General features: G+C 37.2%; 12 protein-coding genes. 5 read left to right on the top strand and 7 right to left on the bottom strand.

From position 1 onward, the window contains the following. Position 1: 1 nt before the first annotated feature. Together HHL20_RS06655 and HHL20_RS06650 are read right to left on the bottom strand one after the other, a co-directional pair. A complete protein-coding gene (locus HHL20_RS06655; RefSeq protein WP_169230379.1) occupies positions 2-10,102 on the bottom strand; it encodes a SpvB/TcaC N-terminal domain-containing protein in 10,101 nt (3,366 codons plus the stop codon). 140 nt (positions 10,103-10,242) lie between these two features. Beyond that, positions 10,243-11,625, bottom strand: a complete 1,383-nt coding sequence (locus HHL20_RS06650) for a T9SS type A sorting domain-containing protein (RefSeq protein ID WP_169230378.1) — start codon at positions 11,623-11,625, stop codon at positions 10,243-10,245. 344 nt (positions 11,626-11,969) lie between these two features. Here HHL20_RS06650 and HHL20_RS06645 point away from each other — a divergent pair, with 344 nt between their 5' ends. Next, positions 11,970-13,853: an amidohydrolase gene (locus HHL20_RS06645; protein WP_169230377.1), complete on the top strand. Its 1,884-nt coding sequence runs from the start codon at positions 11,970-11,972 to the stop codon at positions 13,851-13,853. A gap of 68 nt (positions 13,854-13,921) precedes the next feature. On the opposite strand, the gene HHL20_RS06640 is transcribed toward HHL20_RS06645, so the two are convergent. Together HHL20_RS06640 and HHL20_RS06635 are read right to left on the bottom strand one after the other, a co-directional pair. Further along, a complete protein-coding gene (locus tag HHL20_RS06640; RefSeq protein ID WP_228463171.1) occupies positions 13,922-14,563 on the bottom strand; it encodes a phosphatase PAP2 family protein in 642 nt (213 codons plus the stop codon). Between the two features lie 371 nt (positions 14,564-14,934). Further along, a complete protein-coding gene (locus tag HHL20_RS06635; RefSeq protein ID WP_169230375.1) occupies positions 14,935-15,513 on the bottom strand; it encodes a hypothetical protein in 579 nt (192 codons plus the stop codon). A gap of 125 nt (positions 15,514-15,638) precedes the next feature. Here HHL20_RS06635 and HHL20_RS06630 point away from each other — a divergent pair, with 125 nt between their 5' ends. The 4 genes from HHL20_RS06630 to HHL20_RS06620 all read left to right on the top strand — a co-directional run bounded on the left by HHL20_RS06630 (position 15,639) and on the right by HHL20_RS06620 (position 18,287). After that, complete coding sequence (locus HHL20_RS06630) at positions 15,639-15,860, top strand: helix-turn-helix domain-containing protein (RefSeq protein WP_169230374.1); 222 nt, start codon at positions 15,639-15,641, stop codon at positions 15,858-15,860. A gap of 107 nt (positions 15,861-15,967) precedes the next feature. After that, positions 15,968-16,099, top strand: a complete 132-nt coding sequence (locus HHL20_RS19625; protein ID WP_262888420.1) for a hypothetical protein — start codon at positions 15,968-15,970, stop codon at positions 16,097-16,099. Between the two features lie 215 nt (positions 16,100-16,314). Then, positions 16,315-17,235 (top strand): hypothetical protein, encoded by a 921-nt coding sequence (locus HHL20_RS06625; RefSeq protein WP_169230373.1) that lies wholly within the window; start codon positions 16,315-16,317, stop codon positions 17,233-17,235. Between the two features lie 98 nt (positions 17,236-17,333). Continuing rightward, positions 17,334-18,287: a hypothetical protein gene (locus tag HHL20_RS06620; protein ID WP_169230372.1), complete on the top strand. Its 954-nt coding sequence runs from the start codon at positions 17,334-17,336 to the stop codon at positions 18,285-18,287. A gap of 71 nt (positions 18,288-18,358) precedes the next feature. Here the strand turns inward: HHL20_RS06620 and HHL20_RS06615 are convergent, their stop codons facing one another. From HHL20_RS06615 to HHL20_RS06605, 3 genes are all read right to left on the bottom strand, one after another. Further along, positions 18,359-18,877, bottom strand: coding sequence for a DUF2911 domain-containing protein (locus HHL20_RS06615; protein ID WP_169230371.1), 519 nt, complete (start codon positions 18,875-18,877; stop codon positions 18,359-18,361). 236 nt (positions 18,878-19,113) lie between these two features. Next, entirely contained in the window at positions 19,114-20,805 is a 1,692-nt protein-coding gene (locus tag HHL20_RS06610) for a sodium:solute symporter (RefSeq protein ID WP_169230370.1), read from the bottom strand. Between the two features lie 97 nt (positions 20,806-20,902). After that, positions 20,903-23,407 (bottom strand): PIG-L family deacetylase, encoded by a 2,505-nt coding sequence (locus tag HHL20_RS06605; RefSeq protein ID WP_169230369.1) that lies wholly within the window; start codon positions 23,405-23,407, stop codon positions 20,903-20,905. Positions 23,408-23,490 lie beyond the last annotated feature (83 nt).

Here is a 23,490-nt window from a genome sequence, read left to right as displayed (position 1 = left end):
ATTATGCAGATAAATTATATTGATTAATTAGATTTTGTATTTGCCGCTGTTTTTCTTGCTTTTCTTTTACTTCTTCTTCCGTCTTCGAATTTGGAGAAACATTTTTCCGTAAATTAATGTTATCTTTTTTAATCTCCGGTTTGAGTAACGTTTTAATGTCAAATTCATCCATGTCATTAAGATCAATTCTTCTCAAAGCATTCTTAAAATTTTGTTTTGATTTACTTACTGATTGTATTGCATTTTGCTTTGATCCCTGAGGTGCATATCTTTTCAGTTTTTCCTGAGCTCTACTTATCCCATCCATTTTATCTTTAGCTCTCTCAAGTTGATTTTCATATTTAACCCTTTCACTAGATTTTTGAGATCCTTCTGCAGTTTTTGCCATAGATTCCGTTGTTTCTGAAGTTTTTGTAACCGTTTCTATTACCGTAGGCTTTACAGAAGAATTTTCAAATAAAGGCATTAGAGGTCTAAACATTCCCCAACAACAATTATTATCAGTACCCTCATCAATGATTTCTATCGGAGCTTCTCCATCTGGATCAATATATTTAATAGGATTATCAAACGTGTAATTATATGGTGACCAACTTGGCATTTTCTCCGCCAATGGATCCACCCCATACCAAATACTCAATCTCGGATTATAATATCTAGCTCCATAATAATAAAGTCCTGTATCTTCATCCAATTCCTTTGCATTGAACTTATATGGATTATTGTATGATCCGTCCATCTGCTCCAGCATTGTTTCTCCGAATGGTAAATTTAGGAAAAATTGTGTTGCATCCCCATGAGAATTGGTAACAAATGTTGCCGTTCCCAAATGATCTCCATGCAGATAATATAAATCAGGATGTTGATATACTTCCCTTAGCTCTACAGAGACGTTGCTCCCCAAATCTGTTTGTTGGAGATATCGCTTAAAGTCGGCTTCCGTATCTGCCTTCTTTTCCGCTTTATCTTCAGATGTTTTACTGGTATATAATACTGAAGGATCATCAAATCGATCAGCACCATCCATCAATCTGCTCGCAAATCTTTTTGAACCTTCGAAGTAATGTTTTGTATACTGTCCCGTTGAACTTACGGTTACATATGGATTGGGGTACAATTTATAATCGATCATTCTTAATTCGTCAACAATTACAGGTGCTCCGTTCTGATAAAGTTGTGTAGGTGCTTCCAGTCCGTATCTGATTACTCGTTCTCCTTTATCATCATAAGTGTGATATTGGTAAACTCCGGTGTTATCATTATAAAATGCCCTCATACGATCCTGCTCATCCCAGAACATTTTTCTTGTTCCGTTCATGTCATTATGAATCAAAGCATTACCATTGAAATCATATTCAAATGATTCTGTATTACCGGTTGAGCTATCATTTACTTTATCTAGCTTATGTGTAGCATCTATATAGGCATAATTGTTTTCGTATGTGTTTTCCGGAACTACAATCTGGTCTCTTTCATGATGCTGAGCTTTCTTTGTAATTCCTCCCACTTTGTTATATTCCATTTTAAGCTTATACGTGGAATGTGCAAAATTAACAGATTGTACCGGCTGCTCTTCTTCACCTATAATAGTTTCACTTGTGCCTGTACCCACCAATCTATTTAACGTATCATAATATAAATCAAACTGATAAGCTCCTCCCATGCCGTTCGCCAAAGGACTGGCTATATTTTTAATCTTTGTAATATTTGCAAAATCATCATATCCATATTCGTTCTGCAACATTGGGTTATTTGCAGGGCTGTATAGACTATAATTTTTCAGTCTTCTGTTTTGTCCGTCATACAAATAACGTTGTGATGTTCCATTGCCGTATTTAATCATCAGACGCTGCTCATAATAATCATAGTCAATATTCTGAATATAAATTTCCCCCTGATCATTATTTACGGATTTAAGATTTCCTCCTCTATCATAATGATAAGAAACTATCTCATCATCCGGATATTTGATCTTCGTAATACGATTCCAGCTGTCATGATTGAAATAGGTTTTAAAATACTTTTCAGGAATATTGTATCCTCGTACAGTCCTCACTTCAGTAAGTACTTCGCCCATTCTTCCATAGGTATATTTTGTACTTCCGGATCCGTCGTCTTTTACCCGAATTTTTCCTGCATTATTATTTGCTACCGTAGAAGGATAGTATTCATAATATACATTATTTGGATTTGGATCTCCGGAAGGTAAATCCGGTAATACAATTCCTGTTAATCTGTTGTAATCATATTTATAGAAAATAAAATGAGTACTTATGCTTGAATCATTTACCAGATTATCTGTAGTCAATCTTACAAGATTTCCAGTCTGATCATATTCGTATTCCGTTTTTCCTTTATCGGGATGCTGCTGATGGATGCGTCTTCCCACAAGGTCATAATCGTAGATTGTTTCTATTCCTTCGGGATCTCGTACTAAAGTAAGTTCTCCTAAAGTATTGTATTTAAAGTTGGTGCTCAATGGTTGGTTATCTAAATAATCATCTTTCTGTACTATTTTCCCTTCTGCGTTCGCATAGGATTCAGATTTTTCATTAGATTTTTCCTGTGTCGTTTTAAACAGATTACCATCGATATTATAGGTAGTAGTTGATACAACACCATCTTCATCTGTTGCTAAGGTTATTCTATCTCGACTATCATATACTGAAGATGTAGAAGGCCCTCCGTTAGCAGGATTAAGCGCCTGATTCGTCACGCCTTCCGTAACCGGATGATACTGCCGAATGTCTCTTCCCAGTCCATCATATAGTGTTCTTCCCGATACTGTTCTTGATTCGGATCCATACCAGTCAAAATCTTTTTTCGTTTGTATAATTCTACCCAGGAAGTCAGAATAGGTATCCGTCATAATGGTATTTCCGGAACTTGCATATTCAGGATCGTAGTTTGAGGTGGACGCTCTGTAAAGCTTAATGGTAGCATCGTTGTTTGCAATGCCTGCATGATCAAACCAGTATCTGTATTTTACTGTCGGTACTGTAGAACCGCTTGCAATTTCATTTGGTCCCATGATCGTTCTCGTTCTTCCGAAACCATCATAGGTGAATACCATAGCATTTCCACCTGTATCTACTTTTCTTGTTACAACATCGAAAAGAGGATTATAGGTAGCTGAAGATTTGATGTTGAAAACATCTTTTACTTCTAATGCATATTTACCTGTTACTGCGTCATCATAAGTATACTGGATAAAATACCTTTGTCCATTATCATTCGGCGGATAAGTCACTTTCGTGATATTTCCTGCAGCATTATACAGAATATCCGTAATAATATTATTCGTGCCGTCGAATACAGCATACGTTCCCACATCACCGTTGTTCGGATTGATATTATATGCACTTCTTTTTCTTAAAAGCTGTGAGTTGGTTGTTCCCTGATACACCTCAACAAGTGTAGGAACTCCAATAATATTATTGTTAAGCGCCTGATAAGTAATATTGGTATTATAAGATGTAGAAGGGCTTTCATACTGATATTTTTCAACAAGACCTTTTGTGGTATATGTAAATTTCTCAGTTGTAACAATGCTTCCTCCGGATTCGTAAGATGTTTTAATTTTTTCGTCCAGTAAAGCAATAGCCATTTTTCGGCCTTCTCTACCGCCACTGTCATAATTGAAGGCTAAATCGGAATTCAGGTTAATAAGTGTTGCATTAAGCATGAATTTTCTCAATTTATAATTATACTTCACATCAGATAAAGTACCGCTACTTCCTACCACTGTAGTCTGATTCAATATTCCATTTAACAAATAAGAATTATTGAAATATTTATCCGTGGTGGTTCTTACTGCTGAACCATTGTTCATTTCCTGTTTAACAACAGTATCAAAACCAAAATCTTCTCTTTCTCTTCTGTCATATTTTCTGTTTCGGAACTCATATAAGGTTTCCATCCTAGTTCCCTGATCTGTCGTATATTTTGCTGAAAATGCATCCGGCTCAAGGATACTTATACTTTTAACCACAAATTTTGCATACGGATTATCATAATTTGCTCTTGCCAATTTATAATCCAATAAATAGGTTCCTTTTGAAAAAGTATTGGTGATTGTTTTTAATTTATTTGTTCTTCCAACCTGTGAGTAATTTACAATAAACCCACTGTTTGTATCCTGAACTAAATCTGTAAATCCGTCACCATTCATATCCTTGAATGCCTTTCTTGTTTCAGAAACGTTCATTCCTAAGTTCACGGTTGCTCCGGCTCCGGCTTTAATCCAAAGAATTAATACAACCACAGGAGGAATGAGGGTAATAGGTCCCATACTAAACATATAATCTCCTCCGAAAGAGAATGATCCGTTGAATGATCTTGTTTCATCTGCAAAATCAATATCTCCCCCGCTCTTCATCAACGGTACTCCTGTAGCAAAACGATTTCCAAGGTTATACCTCACTGTAGCAGCTCCATTGGAAGCAACCTCAAGAATATCTATTAATCCGTCACTGTTTACATCTTCATATACTACATCTGCTGTTCCTGTTGAAGCTCCCGCACTTACTCCTGCACTGATACCGAAACCAAAGCTGGATAGCGCCCCAAGATTAGCCGAAGATCCTAATCCTGCACCTAATGATATACTGAAACTTGCTTTCGGATGAGATTTATAAGTAATCATATTTTGGTAAGTACCATCTGCTCCCAGGCTTTTACCTAAATTCAAAGCAACTGTCATATTAGGAGTATTTCCTCCTCTTACTCTATCAGGAAGCCCATCGCCATTAATATCCATCCAGAATCCTGAACCTGCATCATATGAATTATAATATTGATTAAGACTTGCACTTACTGATGCACTTCCTGACCATGGCATTCCTGTATCTGGTTCAGTAGATGTTCCGTTATCTCCATGTGCTCCTATTCTGCCTGTTACCGGAGGACTATTGTAGGAGAAACCTGCCGAGTTACTTTTCATATAGCTTAAAGAATTCGTAGGATAATCACCATATGGAACAAGCTGAATATCTTCTAAACTTCCCGTAGAATTAGTAAACTGCATTGATGAAGGATATACCATATCAGGATAACCGTCTCCATTCATATCTGCGAAAGTCTGTGTTTCGATACTTGGTCCGTTAAGCGTTGTTTCCGAGTTTCCTCCACTTACAGGTCCTAAACTTCCTCCCTGGGTTTTATTATGTGAACTACTTCTTTGATCCCTGCTGATTGCCTTCATACTTGTATCCACTGAAAGCTGTCCAGAAGTGTAGGTGGTTGGTGTTACAAGAGGAACCGTAGGAACAGGATCTGTAAAATAGGTAACTTCATCATCTGTTTTGAAAGCTTCTCCTGATGAGTACTGTTCAGGTCCTGAACCAACCCAACGTTCAACTCTTTGTCTTCCGTATCTTGTAAATTGAGGCTTCAGAGGAGATATAATCTGCGATACGGTACTATTTCCTGCATTAGGATCAGGTGTTGTCGCTAAAATACAATCGGCTAAAGCATCATAGTTATTTTGTACATTCGGAATGTTTAAACAGGCAGAATAAGTATTCTGAGGAGTAGTTGGTGTCGCAAATTCTGACAAACTGATAGGCCATCCATACAAATAGTTATCAAAAGCTCCCGGTTTATATAAAAATTGCCCCCAGTTGTTAAAAAACATCGATTTCGTGTTATACATGGCAGTATTTACTGCAGTTGCAGTTGTTGTACCATACATCGTTGCACTATCATAATAAATATTGAATGGCTTTCCTGCAAAATAATCAGAATATTTATTAAACAATTCATAATCTCCGCCAGTCTTACAGTACACCTCAACTGTTACCAAATGATCGGTACCTAAAGATCCGAAGGTAGGATTTCCTGTAAAAAAGGTAATTGGAGACAGTCCTGAAATATTTAAACCGTCGATCATATTCTGTTCTATAAGCGTGCTGTTACCCGGAGAAACAAGAACTCTTCTTTTTGCAAGAACCTGATTTCCTTTCTTTATAACATAATAGAAGCTTCCTGTCGACAAAGTGGAAAAATTGGTAACATTCTTATTAATCTGGATGCTAAAATCATGTGGTTCATTAAAGAAACCAATATGTGGAACAGTATAAATATCAAGTTTTGGTTTTAACTGAGTTACCACAAAAGATGGATATTCTGGAATTCCTAAGAACCCGATATCAATAGGTGTCGGACTGTAAGCAACAGAGGCATGGTAATTTACATAAAGCTTTTCACTCCAGTTCGTCGCAACAAAATTTGTAAAAGAATCAGATTCTACAATGAATCTCAGATAGAACTTTTCGCCATTATGAACAGTAAGATTTAGCGTATGTGCCTGAGTTGTTAAATTTGATGGGGTATAAATTTCCGGTGTAATAAGCTCTACAATTGCTCCCGTGTTTACATCCTCAGTTACAATTCTAAATTTTATATCATCTGATAAATCAGACAGATTGAAAGATAATACATTAATTGTAACTGTTCCCGGAGCATCCAAAAGAATTGGCGCAATAGCATTGTTTAAGAGAAAATTGTTTTCATAATTGCCATTATTTAACTGAAACTGATCCTGTGACAATTCAAAAGTATTAGGAATCTCATTTCCTGTAACCTGATCAACGTAAGTAATAGTTGGGTTTGAATTAACCGCTACATTTTTCACTTTGTTTTTGTGCAGTCTTACGTAAATTTTTTCACCACTTTTTACAAATAACCTGTCAGGATTGTCAATACCGTTCGGGATACCATAGTTGGGATCCGTAGGAACAGTTTGCATCTGAGTATAATAATCATTATATCGGTTGATCACAATATTCTGAGGAGCGTCTGTGGCTAAAAGCTGTTTTAAATATATTCTTGTATTAACATAGCTAACAGGTACAGTCCAGGTTTGAGGAGTAGGATTTTTAATCTCTACGCCATAATACATTTGATCTGACAAAGTAGTAGATGGGTCTGAAACAAATGTAGGTGCAATTGAAACAGTATCTGTAAACTTCACATATCCGTCTCTAGGTGCAACCCATACTTTTACAACATCTCCAACATCCATCGGATCAGGTTCAGGTTCTCCCGGACAAGGGTCCGGTACAGAGCCGATATCTCCACACCATTTGATAGGAGCCTGTATGGCTTTTGCTTTTACCACCATATTCTCCGTGTATTCTGAATGTTTTGTCATGAAAGATGTATTGGCACCAAAATCAAATCTGTTGAACCAGACTTCTCCGTCATGTACAATATCCATCAGACCATCTGAATTAGCATCAATCAAATAGGTTTTTGTAGAACCTTGGGTTGTAGAATTTGTTTCAGATTTACTGTAAATTATTGCTCCCATATCCCAACCCCTATTTTTGGTCTTCGTTTCCGTGTAGGAAAAGTCACCTCCGGTATAGTTTTCAATTGGCTTAGACTCTGAAAAGCTTAATTTTCCCTGATCATCCAGTTTTCCGGATCTTAGAAGCAGTCCTCTACTCGGATTTCTGTAAATCATATCCTGAATCCCATCTCCATTGAAATCTATTAGCTGCTGGGCATTTCTTGCTTTAGCAGTGGAGTTGCCAAAAGGGAAGCCGAACATCAGATGTCCGTAGGCTGCACTTGAAGGCGTATAAAAATTTAATCCCGCAGCAATTCTTATATTGAGCCCTGTTTCGGTACTTATATTTCCATTGATCTTAGAAGGCTTGATTAAACTTGTTACAAAATTTGAATAAGGTTCATCATTATAAGCATTCTGAAAATTAATAGCAGTATCCGGTCCAAATATCTTTACACTACCCGATCCATCTTTTACATCATTATAATAGTCGAACGTATAGCTGTCGGAGATCTCGTTACATGCCGGTTCTATACCTCCGGGACCGCCGCCATTACCCCCTGATCCGTCGTCCATACCTCTTATAGGTGCTTTACTTGTCGATGCTTTACTATCCTCGGGTTCTTTATTTTCCTGAGCAGCTTTTGCAAGCGTTGTAGAACAAGGATTATTGGGAACGATATAAATTCTTTTCAATAGCGTTTTATAAAATTCTCCGTTTATATAATCCATTTTATAGGTTCTGATAAGCTCGGTTTTGTATTTAACCTCAATATTCTTTAGCAGAAAAGCTTCAGATCTCGGAACGCCTTGTTTTGCATTGATATTGATATCCTGTCTGGTAATACTTGTTTCTTTATTGAAGTTTACACTATAATCTTTATTTTTTCCATATTCAATTTTCTTAATCTGGAAAAAGGCTCCCGATGCAAATTCATTATAATAAGTAAATTCCATTTTATTACCGTGTGCATCTTCTACCATTCGAAGTCCCCAGTGAACAATTCCTCCCGAACCCGAAAGCATTGAATCTGATGAACCTCCATAGTATCTTTTGGTACCATCAGTAGAAGTTACTTTCCATGTATAATTACTTGGAGCTGTTCCTATTCTTTCAATAAGAGTAAAATCATGATTTTTTCTTAAATAGAACTGTTTTTTTGTACCATCATTAGGATTGGTATAATCAGACCTGTTCTGTTTATCGGTAGTAATAGCGGTGTTGTTTTCATTCACATCATTATGTCTGTGAGGAAGATATTCGTTGGGATACACAAGCATTTCTCCGTCCAAAGAATAAAGCTCTGTTTCTTTTTCTTCATTAAAAACAGGTGTTCCCCATCTTGTATCCAAGGTAATGGAAGACAATCCGTTGATATTCCAGCCATCTCCCATCCAGCTGTTTCCTCCTGTACTGCTGTAGCCTATTGATAATGAAGGCTGAAGCCCTCCCAAACCAGCGGGAACACGAATCGGATAATTGACGCTTGCATCTCCTTTCTGTGTAGCTGTAGGAACATCCATCAATTGTAAGCCTGCCGTAGGATCTGCGGCTTTCAATCCGCTGATGCTTGTAGGAGTAAATGCCTCAAGCTGTGAAGATTCAGGAACCGAAATAACTCCGTTGATATAATCGGTATCACCTTTTGTCTCAACAGTAATTACTTTTTTCTCCGTATCTACTTTACTGCTAGGATCAACTTTCCATTTTTTTGATGTGTAATCAAAATAAAAAGCTTTCAGTTCTTTTGCAGATCTTGCGCCTAATTTCTTCTCATCATATGGAAAAGAGAAAACCATATTTTTTGTAAACTCTCCCGAACGGCTTTCCAGACGGTATGCGCCGGAGTTTACAGTCATGCTTTTAATTTCTCTGGAAACAGCAGGATAATCTTTTTTTCTAAGCTTTAAAACCTGAACCTGAGCATTATTCTCTACAGAATTTTTTTCAATCGTAATGGTTGAATTTTCATACGATTCTGTATACCCTGCATCCTTTGAAATATTAATGACAAGAGGAGCAAATTTTTCTTCATTCAAAGTTTTGAATGAAGATTTATTCGCAGGGATTTTATAGTCTCTCGCTCCGTTTGCATCGGTAATAGACACAAAACCTTTTGCTTTATCCGCTTCCGTAAGCTCAATTAAAGTTTCATATTCTCCTTTTACAGAAGATACAGGTTTGTCTTTAACAAGTACAGATCCGCTTTCAAGACCTTTAATATAAAGCTTATTGCCTGATAACAACGATGAAGTATGAACGGAAGGTTTAAGATTATTTTCAAAAATAATTTTTACATTTTGTACCTTATATTTTACTCCATTCAGAGAAGAGGTAAATAGAATTGTATTTTTTCCTTTTTCCAAAGAATTTAAGGAAATCTCTTCCTTCTGAGTGTTCCATTTACTGCTAGCAACAATAATGTTTCCTCCGAAAGCAATATTTTTATTAATTGATCTTGAAACTGAATGATAAGAATCCAATCCGAAAAGATCATACACTAAATATGCTTTGATATTCTGCTTGTTTATTTCCGGAATATTAATCGTGAAAAAATTATCGGATACATCGTCTGATTCATCATCCGAAAATTCGCCGATAGTTCCCTGCTTTTCTTCGGAATCAAAAATATTATCTGATTTTTTATTTTCCGAAAATGCCGCATTTGAAATAAATTCCGTCTTAGAATTCTCTTTATTTAGGCCCTTAATGACACCAGAAGCATTATACTTAGAGAGATCCTTTTCTGAATCTTCTGCTGAATCTATATCTTCTGCTGTCGGATGGTAGACATATTTATCCATCATCCGGAGTTTAAAAGACCGAACCTTTTGCCTGTCCTGTTTCGTAAAGCTGGCACATATGAACATGCAGGCAAAGAAACACAACATTAGGCATGACTTCCTGGTAAAAGGAAGCCGTTTTCTGTATATTTTCATGGTATAAGTTATTCTACGATTAGTTTGAAAGTTTTTATGATTTTCCCGTTCTGAGTAAGGTTGACCAGGTATGAACTCTGGAGCGGAAGATGATTGACATATGACCTTGCACTGCTGCTGACCTTATCCAGGGCAATAAGCCGTCCACCCCCGTCATAAATAGAAATGATCAGGTTTTCCATCGGTGGAAAAACAATGGTGAAATTTTGGTCTTTCTTTACCGGGTTGGGATACAGGGCTATCTTTGTAAGATCCAGCGAAAGATCTTTTTCATTATATACATTTCCGGATCTGGGATCATGGTTTGGCGTATCCGGTTTAGTGTCTTTTACAGGGCTTACGGCAAAAGTGAAAGACGTTTTGTCTCCCGTATCAAAAGCATCTAAGAAATCTACTTTATTAAAGGTTATAAAATTACCGTTTTCAGTCCCCGGTATTTTTTTAATATCGCCATTATCTTTTTTAATCAGCATCCAGTAGGAAAGCGGCAAGGAGCGAGGGTTTACCGTTTCTTTGATAATTCTTACCTGATAACCTGTCTTAGGAATTTTGTTTCCGATAAAACTGATCTCCCAGTTCCTTTCCAGCACATCAATATCTCTTTCAGGCTTTAATGACATAGCCTTATTATCATCAGACCACATCACAAAATTGTTATTCTCAATGACCGTTGGATTATCCGAATTGGTTCTTTTGATCTCATTGATTCCGATAGCAAGAAAAGAATCAACCTGGTTGGATGACTGTTTTTGGTAAAGCTCATTGCCATCATCCCTTCCCAATCCTGTCGGCCGATGTTTATACGCTGCATGCTTTTCAGGATCCCAGATTACTTTTCCGTCACTCCCGTAATATTTGCCTTTTTCCAGAGAAATTCCGTATTTTATGGAGAGATAAGAATGTATTTTGTTCAGATCCATTATTTTGGCCTTTTTCAGGAAGAAAATCATTTCATACAGATTTTGATCTTCAAACTTTATTTTTAGGCTATCAGATTTTTCTTTGTTTGAATTTGCCGTAGCGGTAAATGAAAAAATGCTGGGCTTTTTACCAATTTCTTTAGATTTTTTTTCTCTCCTGTATAAGGTATTGCCTAAAGAAACATTTTTATCCTTATTTTCCCAAATCAGCTCGTCCTCTTTTGAAGCATGTACCAGGCTCAGCGTATGGCTTTTGTCTCTGCTGTATTTAATATACTTTTTCAACAGCTTGTCTTTGATCCCGCAGTGGAAATTCAGAAGGTTTTCGTCCTTGCACCGGGCAGCATCACGCGATGCAGGATTTATCTTTTCCCATATCTGCACATCAGAACCAACCAATTGGGAATGAGCATACAATGGAAACGAAAACATAAGAAACATGAAAGTTCTTGTACGTAGAAGTTTAAACATAGTTATGGTAGTTTTTTTATTTTGCTCTTATCTGAAAGAGGCAGAGATATCTTTTGTAAATATGTAATTTATAGGAAGCTTAAAAAACTTCTAGAATAGATACGGTAGAAATATAGGATGGGGAAAATTAGAGCCTGGATTTTTCATGGTAATAGTTTATTAGTTGTTTAATTCACAAAACTAAGAAAAAAAAGTTTTCGCGAAAGCTTTTAATAAAATTATTTCAAACTAATTAAAAATTTTAACTATTTTTCTTAAAAAATCACGAAAATCATTGTTTAAATAGAATATTTATTTTAAATTTATTCTGAAAACTACATTTAATAACCATAAAACTTTTTAACATGACAGAACACTCTCACGAGCACGGTCACATGTGTTTTTGCGCATGCACCAATCCCGTTGTTACCTTATTAAAAGAAGATCTTTTCGGGCCGGAAAACCTGGCACTAATGACAGCAGGCCTGCCTGACAAGAAACCTGAAGCTGTACAGCCCGCACCTGTTGTATTTACAGGCGGCATTATCAGGCCAATGATAGACGGCAATGCCGATATGGTGGAAGCCATAGGTTTTGCTGAAGGCCGGGTGGTCGCTACCGGCAGTTTTTCCTTCGTGATAGGAGAAATGGATGCCCGTTTCAAAGATGAATATACTGTAAGGAAACTCAAATCCAGACAGACCCTCCTGCCCGGCCTTTTCGAACCCCATATCCACGTGGTTTTTTCCGGTCTTATGGCTTCTTTTTTAGATGTAGGCCCTTTTGACGGTCAAAACATCAGACAGGGTTATGACAAAAACTGGGTGAAGGAAGCACTAAAGGCCAACCTGCCTCCGGAATCCGATGATGCCGTATTATTGGCAAATGGTTTAGATCCCGCTTTGCTGACACCTTACTCCAAGGATAATTTCAAAAACATTGACTATACGTTTTTAAACGATGTAAGCACAACCATACCCATCATGGTCATCAGCGCGTCCGGACATACGGTGTATATAAACAGCCCTGCAATTTCTAAGGTCTATCAGAAAAACAAAGCTCAACTCAAAAAAGATGGATATACCACAGAAAAAGAATTTGAGCAAAAAGGCCGTGGTTTGCTGCAGGAAGAGAAAGGTCTTTTGTATGCCTTCAGCACATTCAAACCACAGATAATGAAATTAGCAAAAGAAAACATGAGTAAAAATCTCGATGCTTTTTTTGCCGAAGCCAACTCACGAGGAGTAACGTCTATGTATGACGCGATCCTGAATAAAGAATATCTTGATTATCTCAAACCCTATGTAAATTCAAGAGTATTGCCCATAAGATTGGGCGGCGCCAGATATTGCGAAACGTCAACAGAACTTCCTCATTTACCCCGATACAAAGCCACCGAAAAATACAGCGATCTTTATTTCGGGCACGTAAAAGTAGTTTCAGACGGTTCGAATCAGGGACTCACGGGTTATCAGTCGGAAGATTATGCCTGTCCACCGGAAACGCATAAAGCAGGTATTTTTGATTTCAAGTCACCCAAGGCTTATTCCGAATTGATCAAATCAATCATGATTGATAAAGGCTGGCCTATTATGGTTCATGCCAACGGCGACAAAGCCGTGACTCTTACTCTAAATGCATACCGTAATGCACTTAAATCACATACAGGAAGCCCACTCCGCAACCGCATTGAGCATTGCTCTTTATTCAGCGAACGGAAGCAGCTTGATGAAATGGCAAAATTAGGCATCTCGCCGAGTTTTTTAATAGGCCATGTCGGCTATTGGGGATTCGTTTTTAAGGATATTATCTTCAAAGGCCAGCAACTGGATGGCAATGAAAAGGTAAATATGCTGGATCTCTGCAAATCTGCCCTTGATAAGAAATTAAGAATCTCTCTTCACAGCGATCATACCGTGACCCCAATTGGCCCGTTAAGAATGATGGAACAGTCTATTACACGTGTCATGGAAGCGCATCCGCCGGGATATGACTTCCCTCCTGTGCTTAATGCAGATGAATGTCTGACGCCCGAAGAGGCTCTGCGTGCAGCTACTTACGATGCAGCGTGGCAATGCTATGCCGAAAAATGGGCGGGCTCTTTACCTAAAGGCCATTTTGCAGATTTCATCATCCTTGCAGAAGATCCGTTAAGTATGGCTAAGGATAAAATCAGCATGAATATGCGCAATATTACAGTAGAAGAAACCTGGCTGGGCGGAAATGTAGTATATAAACATAAAAAATAAAAGAACTCTATTCATAAACACAATCAGTTTTTTGATATTTATTTGATCTGTCATGAGGGTCCTCTATTTCAGGACTGGCGAATGCTTTGTTTTACGGTTACCATCAGTTCAGATACAATACGCATATCTTTTTGGTAACAGTAACCGATCACAAACGTTAACAGCGCAGGTAAAAAAAGAATTAACCCTTCAGATATAAAGTATTTATGAAGCAATAAAGCCGCTAAAATAAGGATCCATCCCGACAGGAAATAATAATTTGCCAGCCAGCAGCTTCGGTATTTTGGATCCTTCTTGCGGTAAGGAATGAGTATAAAGCTAACGTGCGCAAGAATAGCTCCGGTTAAGATATCAATAACATGATGCTGATACGTAGTCAAAGTTGAAATCCCCAAAAGGACAAGCCAGATCAATAAGAAAATACGCCACCTCGAAAGATCTTTAAACACCGACCAGAATATAAAGGCAAAAGTAATATGCAGCGACGGTGACTGGTTAAACGGCGAATCGAAAGTATTTAAAAACGAAAAAGGAAGATTCAGGATACTGTTGGACACTTCAGGTTTCGTCAATGAAAACCGTAAAGGAACTGCCATAAAAAATATCCCTGCAATGATTATTACAAAAAGCATTCTCCATGTTACTATTTTTAGCTGATATTTATTTTTACACGAAAAAAATACGAGGCAGAAAAAAAATCCGCTTGCCATATAAGGAATGATCGACAGAGGCACGAACGGAATTGATCTCTCGAAGTCAAAAGTAAATGATGTAAAATTCTCTGACGAAACAGCATGCCAGGTGCAGAGGTTGTAGACAACCATGAATACTATTGTGCAAACACTCAATGCAAACGCCTGTTGCCGGATTTTCAATTGCTTTTCGGTCATTGATACTTAACATAATTATGTAAGGATAATACCATAAAATAGCATACCAAAAAATCTCCCGGCGTTAGAAAAACCCTTTTTTGTGGTATTTATTATACAGCCTGCCTACGGCTTTAAACAAGTCAGTGAAGAAGTTGAGTCCAATCAGTATTTGAAATTAAAGCTTTTAATAAAAGATTTGTAAGAAGCTGTCATGCTTTCATCAATGATCCGGTATTTTCAGTTGTGATATAAGAATTCTGATGCGGCTGAATTTCAATCGGCCTTTTCAGGATCAGCCAGGCGGCATCCAGCATTTTGATCAGGTGCAGATACGGACCCACCATTTTGTGCTCCGGTACGTTATTGAAAGTTCCCAGCGAGAAATATACCGCTTCCGCCAGGAACTCCTCGAATTTCTCAAGATCGTATTCTTTAAAAGCTTTTTGGAAAACTGTTGCCGGGTCACGGTATTCTTCCTCCGTCAGGGAACCCTGTGACAACGGACTGCTTTGTCCGGGAAGTGTATGAACCAGCCATTTTCCTTGCTTATTTCTCATGCACCACCCTGCCCTGAGAAATGACCGCAGCGACTGGTGAAAGTGGAAAACAACAGAAGGATCTTCCGGAATCCGGGTTTTGCGCTGTGCGGCGTATTGCATGATACAGTTGAGCCGTTCTTTGGCGGTGATCAGATCATGGAACTGGAAAAACACATCCATCAGCCGGAGTGCCGAATGCTTCTTCCGGCCGGACCAGAAACGGGATTCAAAGTTTTTGTTTTTTTTCATGTGGGAGTTTTGTGTTTTTTATCTGATTACATTGATACAACCTGTCTTACAAATGTAATAAAAAATTGCAACAATTCGGATTTAAGTCCGAATCATTTTACAGAATTACGCTTTTATTTGTTTCTATGGAAATTGCAAATAGAAAGATCGTTGAATTTATAAGGGATAAATGGGTTATTCCTATGAACAATAACAGCCAATTTGCTAATGAAAATAATATTGATGAAAAGACGGTAAGAAGAATTAGGGAAGACAACAAATATCAAATAAGTTTAATTACCATCATGAGAATTTGTGAAGCCCAGAATATTAAATTGTCTAAATTTTTTGAAATGGTTGGGCTATAAAAAAATAAATATTGAAAATCCTGTTTTTTTGTGTTTACGGAAACCCGTAAGGTCATATAAATCATTAATTATAAATTTGACTTAGTTAACAATAAAATATTAATATTATGGCACTTAAACCAGGACCAAAAAGAATAGCAGAATCAACTGGCGAACCAGATAAACGACAGCGTGATAATAAAGAAACACCAGGAAATACACCTTCTTTAAAACCACCAAAGAAACCCAAAGGTAGATAAACATCTCTTATATCAAATTTCAGTTTTCGGTGGGATTTGATATAAGAATTTATTCATTAAATTTATTAATTTTCTGAAATTCCATCACATTTCGAATAGTATGAATTTACTTCTTCTAATAGATTAGTTATCTTTAGCATTGCCCTTTGCTCTCAAATCAGGAGCTTCTAATAAATTTTAACTAATAAAGCTTTATACACCAACTATACATAGCGATGAAATTTGAACTAAAATTTAAAGTTTACGGTAATTTAAAAATCATTAATGATTGCATTGAAGTAAAGCACAATCATTTTTTAATTAAACTTTTCAAAGAAAATTGTCAGTTTTATATTTCTATTTCAAAAACAATTGATGAAGATTCAGAATGTCTTCCTACATTAAATTTCAATAATGAAATCAAAGAAGTTGTTTTGCCAAAAGAGGAAGCTTACAGCGAAATGCTTGAATATATAAATCATATCGAATCTTTTGCTGCTACAGATAATAAAATCGAATATATTGATAAAGTAAATTTAGAGTTCAAATGGATTCCTGAAAATGAGCAAGATAATTTTTCTCCTGTTTCTAGTATTAGGAAGACTTTAGATACTGAACAAGAACTTGATTTTATATCACAAGATTGGTTAATGCAAACTGTTTTGCATAAAAGACAATTAGGTGAACTTTTTATTCCATTTTCTTTTTTCAGAGATGCAAAAAAAATGTTTTATTCCGCAAAATATCAAACTGCATTTTGCACATTTTATCTAATGTTAGAATATTTTTTTTACGATAAAAAACGAGGTTATGGAATAAATAATAATGCGTTCAAGCAAGATCTTTGCTTAAATCGTACTCTTAATAAAACATTAGATCAAATTAAATTATATCCCGATCATCTTAAATGGTTAAATGAGCAGTTAGAACTCAAAAGAAAAAAGTATGATGAGGAAGGGTTATTGACAATTCTTAATGCATATAGAAATGATTTCTCTCATGCTTCTAATGCGAGCAAGAATAGAAATATTTTTAATGAAAACAACTTTTTTTCATTAGCATATGTAACCTTTATACTATGCAATTTTGTAGTAATAAAAAAACGTTTAGCTCCGTTTGTAAATTCTTCTGAGCTTAGTAAGTTCTATAATAGATAAAAAGGCAATATTAAATCTTGACAACAATTCTTAAGTTTCGAATAATGAGAAATATAATAAATTAATAAGTATTTTGTATATCTTAAACAAAGCAAGTTATGATAATTTACCTTGATTTAAACATTTTTGACCGTTTGGAAAAAATTGATTTGCTTGAAGAAGAGGAAAAAACTGAGTATACCAATTTGTTAACTTTTATTTCTAACGATAATGTAGAAGTTCCCTATTCAAATGCACACTTAAACGATTTATTAAGAGGTTGGAAAAAAAATCCTATATACATTGACGGACATTTAATGAACATACAGAAGCTAACAAAAGATTTGTGCATTTGTCAATATTGGGGAGAAAGAAATATCTGGTGGCATAAAAGAGATATTTTTGAGTTTTTCAATTCAAAAAAAGATGAGTTAGATCTTTTTGATGAAACTTTGGATGAATTATTTGATTTTGGCTTAGGTGATAAAAGTCCAATTCATTTAACAAAAAAATTACTGCTTCCTGAGCAGTGGGTGTCTAAGATTAGTAAAGATAAATTTGCTAAATTAATGTTTCCAACAACAATTCTTGAGAAGTCATTATACAGCTTATTTGCTGACTTATATAGTTTTCAAATTAAACTGAAATCGGATTACAGCTTTTACAAATTATTCAAAGCACAATTATCCAAAAGCATCTCTTCACTAAAAGGCAATAAGGATGTTGTGAATTACATACGGAATAATGATCAAATTCCTAAACATTTAAAAAATGATTTTTTCTCAATTGCAGAGGCTTATAAACCAAGATTTGAAATTAAAGAAAATGATAATGAATCATACTATAAAGTTATAGAGACATTTTATACATTTGACTTGCAAGGTTATAAAAGTGATGCTAATTTCAATAATATGTTCGATGATGGGCTACATACATTCTATGCTTCACATTGTGACATCTTCATAACAAATGACGACAGATGTAAATATAAGGCTGAAAAAACATTTGAAAAATTAAATATTAAAACATTAGTAATTAAGTCAAATGAAATTAACAAATTAAAAAACTTATAATATAGACTGCCCTAAAAGTTAGACACTTTTAGAGACAGCCCGATTAGTGGAATTTTGATTCCATATTCAACTTACTTAATCTCCACAGGAACCGAGATTTTATCCCAATCCATGGTGAATCCGTTTTTGTTGATTTTGTATACCAACGCTTCCTGTGTGGTTGGTAACGCTTTTGTTTTTACATCTACGCGCAAAGCATCTTTCGCCTGATCGTATTTATAAGCGCCCCATTGTTTTGGCTCTTTGTTGAAGATGGCCGTCCACGTTCCGCTTTGTTTAGGGATCAGGAAAAAGCTGTATTTTCCGGCCGGAAGTTTTTTACCCTGAACGGTAATGTCTTTATCCGTTTCAAAAGTGGTAGCTTCGTTGGCACCCGCACGCCAAACTTTATCATACGCTTCCAGACCACCCCAGATGGTACGCCCTTTCACAGAAGGACTGCTGTAGTTGATGGTAATGTTGGCATCTTTAATTTTTCCTGTAGCAGTCATTGGAGGACTTGCAGGCTTTTTAGTCTCCTGTGCAAAGGCATTTACGGAAATCGTCATCGCAGCAACAAGTACAGTAGCAGATTTAAAAATTGTTTTCATAACACTTTATTTGTTTGTTTATCTTATGATTAAAATTGTTTAAACTTAATTCAGCATTAACCGCAAATCATTCGGTGATCTTATTTTTAAATTTAACATTAAGAATTTAAGCTGGTTAAACTGATTCTAATTAAGAAATCAATACATTGATTTTTAATAATTTTTTTAAGCTAAAAAGGCTTAACTTCTTAATGGTAAAAATAAATTATAAATTTAAACAGGCTCTTATTGTTTGTTTACGAATTTACTGCTTTCGGCTTATAAAACAATAGCCCGACGGCAGAAAAAAGAATGACTGCTGCGGCGCCTATTACATTAAGCCAGAGGAAAGAAACAATATCGAACTGATACACGGCAATAACCGCAATTTCAGCCAGAATTGCAGAAATAAAAACATTCTTTCCGTCGATTTTCTTATAGTAAAAAGCGACCAGAAAAATCCCCAGTATCGGGCCGTAGAAAAGAGAACCTAATACATTCACTGCCTCAATAAGGGAACCCATCTGCGTGGCAAACATCGCTACACCGATTGAGAAAATTCCCCAGGCTAACGTGTGCAGTCGGCTATATTTCAGTTCGGTTTTCTCATCAGGAATTTCTTTTTTGAATATCAGATGAACATCTTTTAATGAGCAGGCAGCAAGTGAGTTCAGCGCCGCCGAAATGGAGCCCCAGCTGGCCAGGAAAATAACGGCAAACAGCAAACCGATCATCCCGACCGGTAAGGTATTTTTCACAAAATACAGGAAAATATAATTGGTATCTGTTTTCTCCGCATTATAGTTGGACTTGTTGATCGCTTCCTCTACCCTGCCGTGAAGCGCTTTTACCTGGGTCTGTGTATTTTTAAAATCCTGAATGGTTTGGGTAAGCTGCGGAGAACCAGTTTCTTTTAACTTTAAAATTTCTTTCGATTCTGCATTAAATTTTACCTGTAAATCCTGATGCTCTTTTTCAAAAACGGCAGCCTGCTCAGGTTTTGTTTCCTTTAAATATTGATAAGAACGCTCGTTGAAATAAATCGGAGCCGGTTTCAGGGAAAAGAAAGCAAAAAGCAAAGCACCGATGAGAAGAATGGCAAACTGCATCGGAATTTTAACCAACCCGTTCAGCAGCAGGCCCATTTTGGCATTGGTATTGTCCTTCGCCGTAATATACCTCCCGACCTGGCTCTGATCGGTACCGAAGTAAGAAAGTGCGAGAAAAAAACCACCAATCAGCCCGCTCCAGATATTGTATTTATCTTTCCAGTCAAATTCTGTAGTGATGACATTAAGCTTCCCGGATTTCCCGGCAAGATACAACGCATCGTTAAAACCAATTCCATCCGGCATATTCTGTATAAGCAGGAAACCCGCAAAAGCCATGGTTCCCAAAATGATAAGAAACTGTAATTTTTGCGTATGAGCAATTGCTTTTGCCCCGCCAACATAGGTATAAATCAACAGGATGCCGCCTGTTAAAACATTGGTGATGTAAATATTCCAGTTCAACACGCTTGACAGAATAATGCTCGGTGCATAAATGCTGATCCCTGTTGATAATCCCCTGGAAAAAAGAAACAGCAGCGAAGTGAGCACTCTTGTTTTTTTATCAAAACGGTTTTCCAGATATTCATAGGCGGTATATACATTTAACCGCTGAAAGATCGGGATGAAGGTAATACAGATCACAATCATCGCCAAAGGCAGACCAAAATAATACTGAACGAAACGCATCCCGTCGGTATACGCCTGACCCGGTGCCGAAAGAAATGTAATGGCACTTGCCTGCGTAGCCATAATCCCCAAAAGCACAATGTACCAGGGCATTTTATTATCTGCTTTCAGGTAGGATTCGTTGCTTTTCTGGCCACGGCCGATGAATACGCCATACACAACCACTACAACGAGGGTAAAAATAAGAACAGTCCAATCTATAGTACTCATGCCCAGAATTTAGTAAACCAATAATACAATGCGATCTGCAATACTAAAGCAAATGCTAATAACAGATACCAGATCTTCCAATTAATTTTCTTGTTCATCAGTTTTTCTGTGCAGATAAAAAGTTTAAAAATAACCTTGCAGCACCGACATTTCCCGCAGGAAGCTGTCTGAAAAATGCCAGCGGTGTATAGATAAAATTACCTTTCCCGTATTTGGCATACAGCGTTGATCCCTTCAAAGCTTCTTCGCCCGTATCATGCATTTCAAAAAGCGGTTCATAGGCGGTGTCCCATTGATCGGGGAAATAAGCACCACGCTCCTGTACCCAGCCTTTAAAATCATCGGCCGTAATTTTGTTCGGATAATTCAGCAGCTTATGATCCGGTTTTAAAAATGTAACCTCAGCGTTTTCTTCAGTAACTCTTTTATTGGCAATGGTGAAACTGTAGATGCCCAGCTGATCAACGGTAGTATCCTGATTGGTATTGTACTGCATCACCAGATTACCTCCCGCTTTTACATAAGACCATAAAAAAGGCATCCAGCGGCCCAGCTTTTTCTCGGTGTTATTGGCACGAACACCCAGTACGATGGCATCATACTGCGACAGCTTGTTCTGATTACCATTTACGCCGGATTGATCGATGCTGCCATAAAAATCTTCGTCTTTCAGGACATCCACCTGAATACCTGCAATGCGCAGAAACTCCGGAATGAAATCTCCCGCACCTTCGATGTACCCTACTTTTTTAATATTCGTCTGAATATTTCCCTTCATGACGGTGACCGATGCCAGTGCAAAATATTGTAAAGTAGGTAAATGCGGATACTGAATTAAAATCTGTTTTTTGTTGTATAATACTCCGTCTGCAATATAATTGGCTTCCAGCTGCAGGCGAGATGAATTAATTGCCGCAAGCTTCGTTTTAGGAATAACATAATCTATGGTAAAATCTTTTCCATTTATGGAATTTAAATCAGCGCCGCCCAAGCGTTCTCCGTTATACATCAGGCTGAAAATACCCTTGCCGAACTGTTTATTTGAATTAACCTTAAAATTCAGGCTTACCTGTAAATCTTCATTTTCTTTGGCCAAATAAAGCGGCTGTGCAAATTTCAGTTCCAATGCAGGAACAATGCGCAAAGCTTCCACTACATCGCCACGCACGGGATCTAATTTCTTGAAAGATAAAGGTAATTTAACCTGAAACTTTTCCGAACCGATTTTTAAATCAAGCAGAACATTCAGCGGTGATTCTGCTTCGGGCAAACCGATTAAAGTATCATCCGGAACAGAAAAAGTTGCTGCGTTTGTAGGAGCTTTCGCGAGCCAGTAAGGTTCTGTAAGTGCTGCATCTGCAGGAATCTGCATTTCATGCTGAATGGTAATTAAAGAATCTTTTGACAGTTTTCTGTTGAAGCTTTCTGACTTGCCTAGCCATTTTACATTTTCTAAAACAACAGGATTTACAGCTCTTGAAATTAAATTTAACCTGAAATTATAACGATCCCCGGCAACCGCTTCAGCCTGATTGGTAACGACCTCACCCATAAACCCGGCGCAGCTTAAAATAACCTGGTCAAGAGATTTAATTTTATCTTTTTTCAGCGCTGAATCCTGTAGCTCCATAATTTTTTTCCGTAAAGCAAGCAAAGCAGGCAAGCTGCGGTCTGGCTCATTGAAATTAAATCCGGAAATAATTTTATCTAAAGATTGGTCAATATCAGCGTTTCCTTTTGCAGTCCAGGTCTGAACTACTCCATCAAAAAGTGTTGCCTTTGCAGGCTCGCCCGTAACGTGGGCAAAATATTCGGTTTTAATCCCGGCTACAGACTGTGTTCCTGCACCCTGGCTTTTATGTAAGCTTCTGCTTAATCCGGCCAATTCGCCATAGCCCATTCCCAATTGTGCATCATATTGCCCGACCGTGACTTTCAGTTGATTTTCAGCGGTTGTATTGACTGCGCCAAACCGGAACGTATTCCACAATACGCGTTTCGGCTGCCATACATTCACATATTTCAGCTGATCAGGAAAAGCCGTTTTATCGCCCGCCAGCTTAAAAGCTTTTTCTGCCACCACGGCCGAAGCTGCATGCTGTCCGTGGCCTGCCGCAGCAGTAGGAGGAAAACGACAAATGATCACATCCGGACGGAATTTTCGGATTACCCAGACTACATCCGCTGTGATATTATCTGCATTCCATTGTTTAAAGGTATCCGTTGTATTTTTTGAGAACCCGAAATCAATGGCGCGGGTAAAAAACTGTTGGGCACCGTCTAATTTTCTTGCCTCTAAAAGTTCATGCGTTCTGATTAAACCTAATGCAGCACCCTGTTCTGTACCTAGTAAATTTTGTCCGCCATCGCCTCTGGTTAAAGACAGATAGGCTGTTTCTACATTCTGGTCGTTGATCAGCCAGGAGAGTAATCCCGTGTTTTCATCATCAGGATGAGCCGCAAGGTATAAGACTTTAGGAAGGTGTTTCAGGGTTTTAATATCACGGTAAATTTCAGATGATTTTGAGGGCCGAACCTGTTGGGCCGAACAAAAGACCGTGTAAAAGCCAAGAATAAATACAATGAAAAATTTTCTGAACATTTCAATTTGCTTTGCAGGGCAAATATAAGTAAATCGTTTTTCTTTCAAGGTAAAAGAAAAACCATGCACTTTTGGTGATGATT

The sequence above is a fragment of the Chryseobacterium cheonjiense genome (genome assembly GCF_012927265.1).
GTDB classification, from domain to species: Bacteria; Bacteroidota; Bacteroidia; order Flavobacteriales; family Weeksellaceae; genus Chryseobacterium; species Chryseobacterium cheonjiense.
This window is presented reverse-complemented; position numbering and strand designations above follow the sequence as displayed.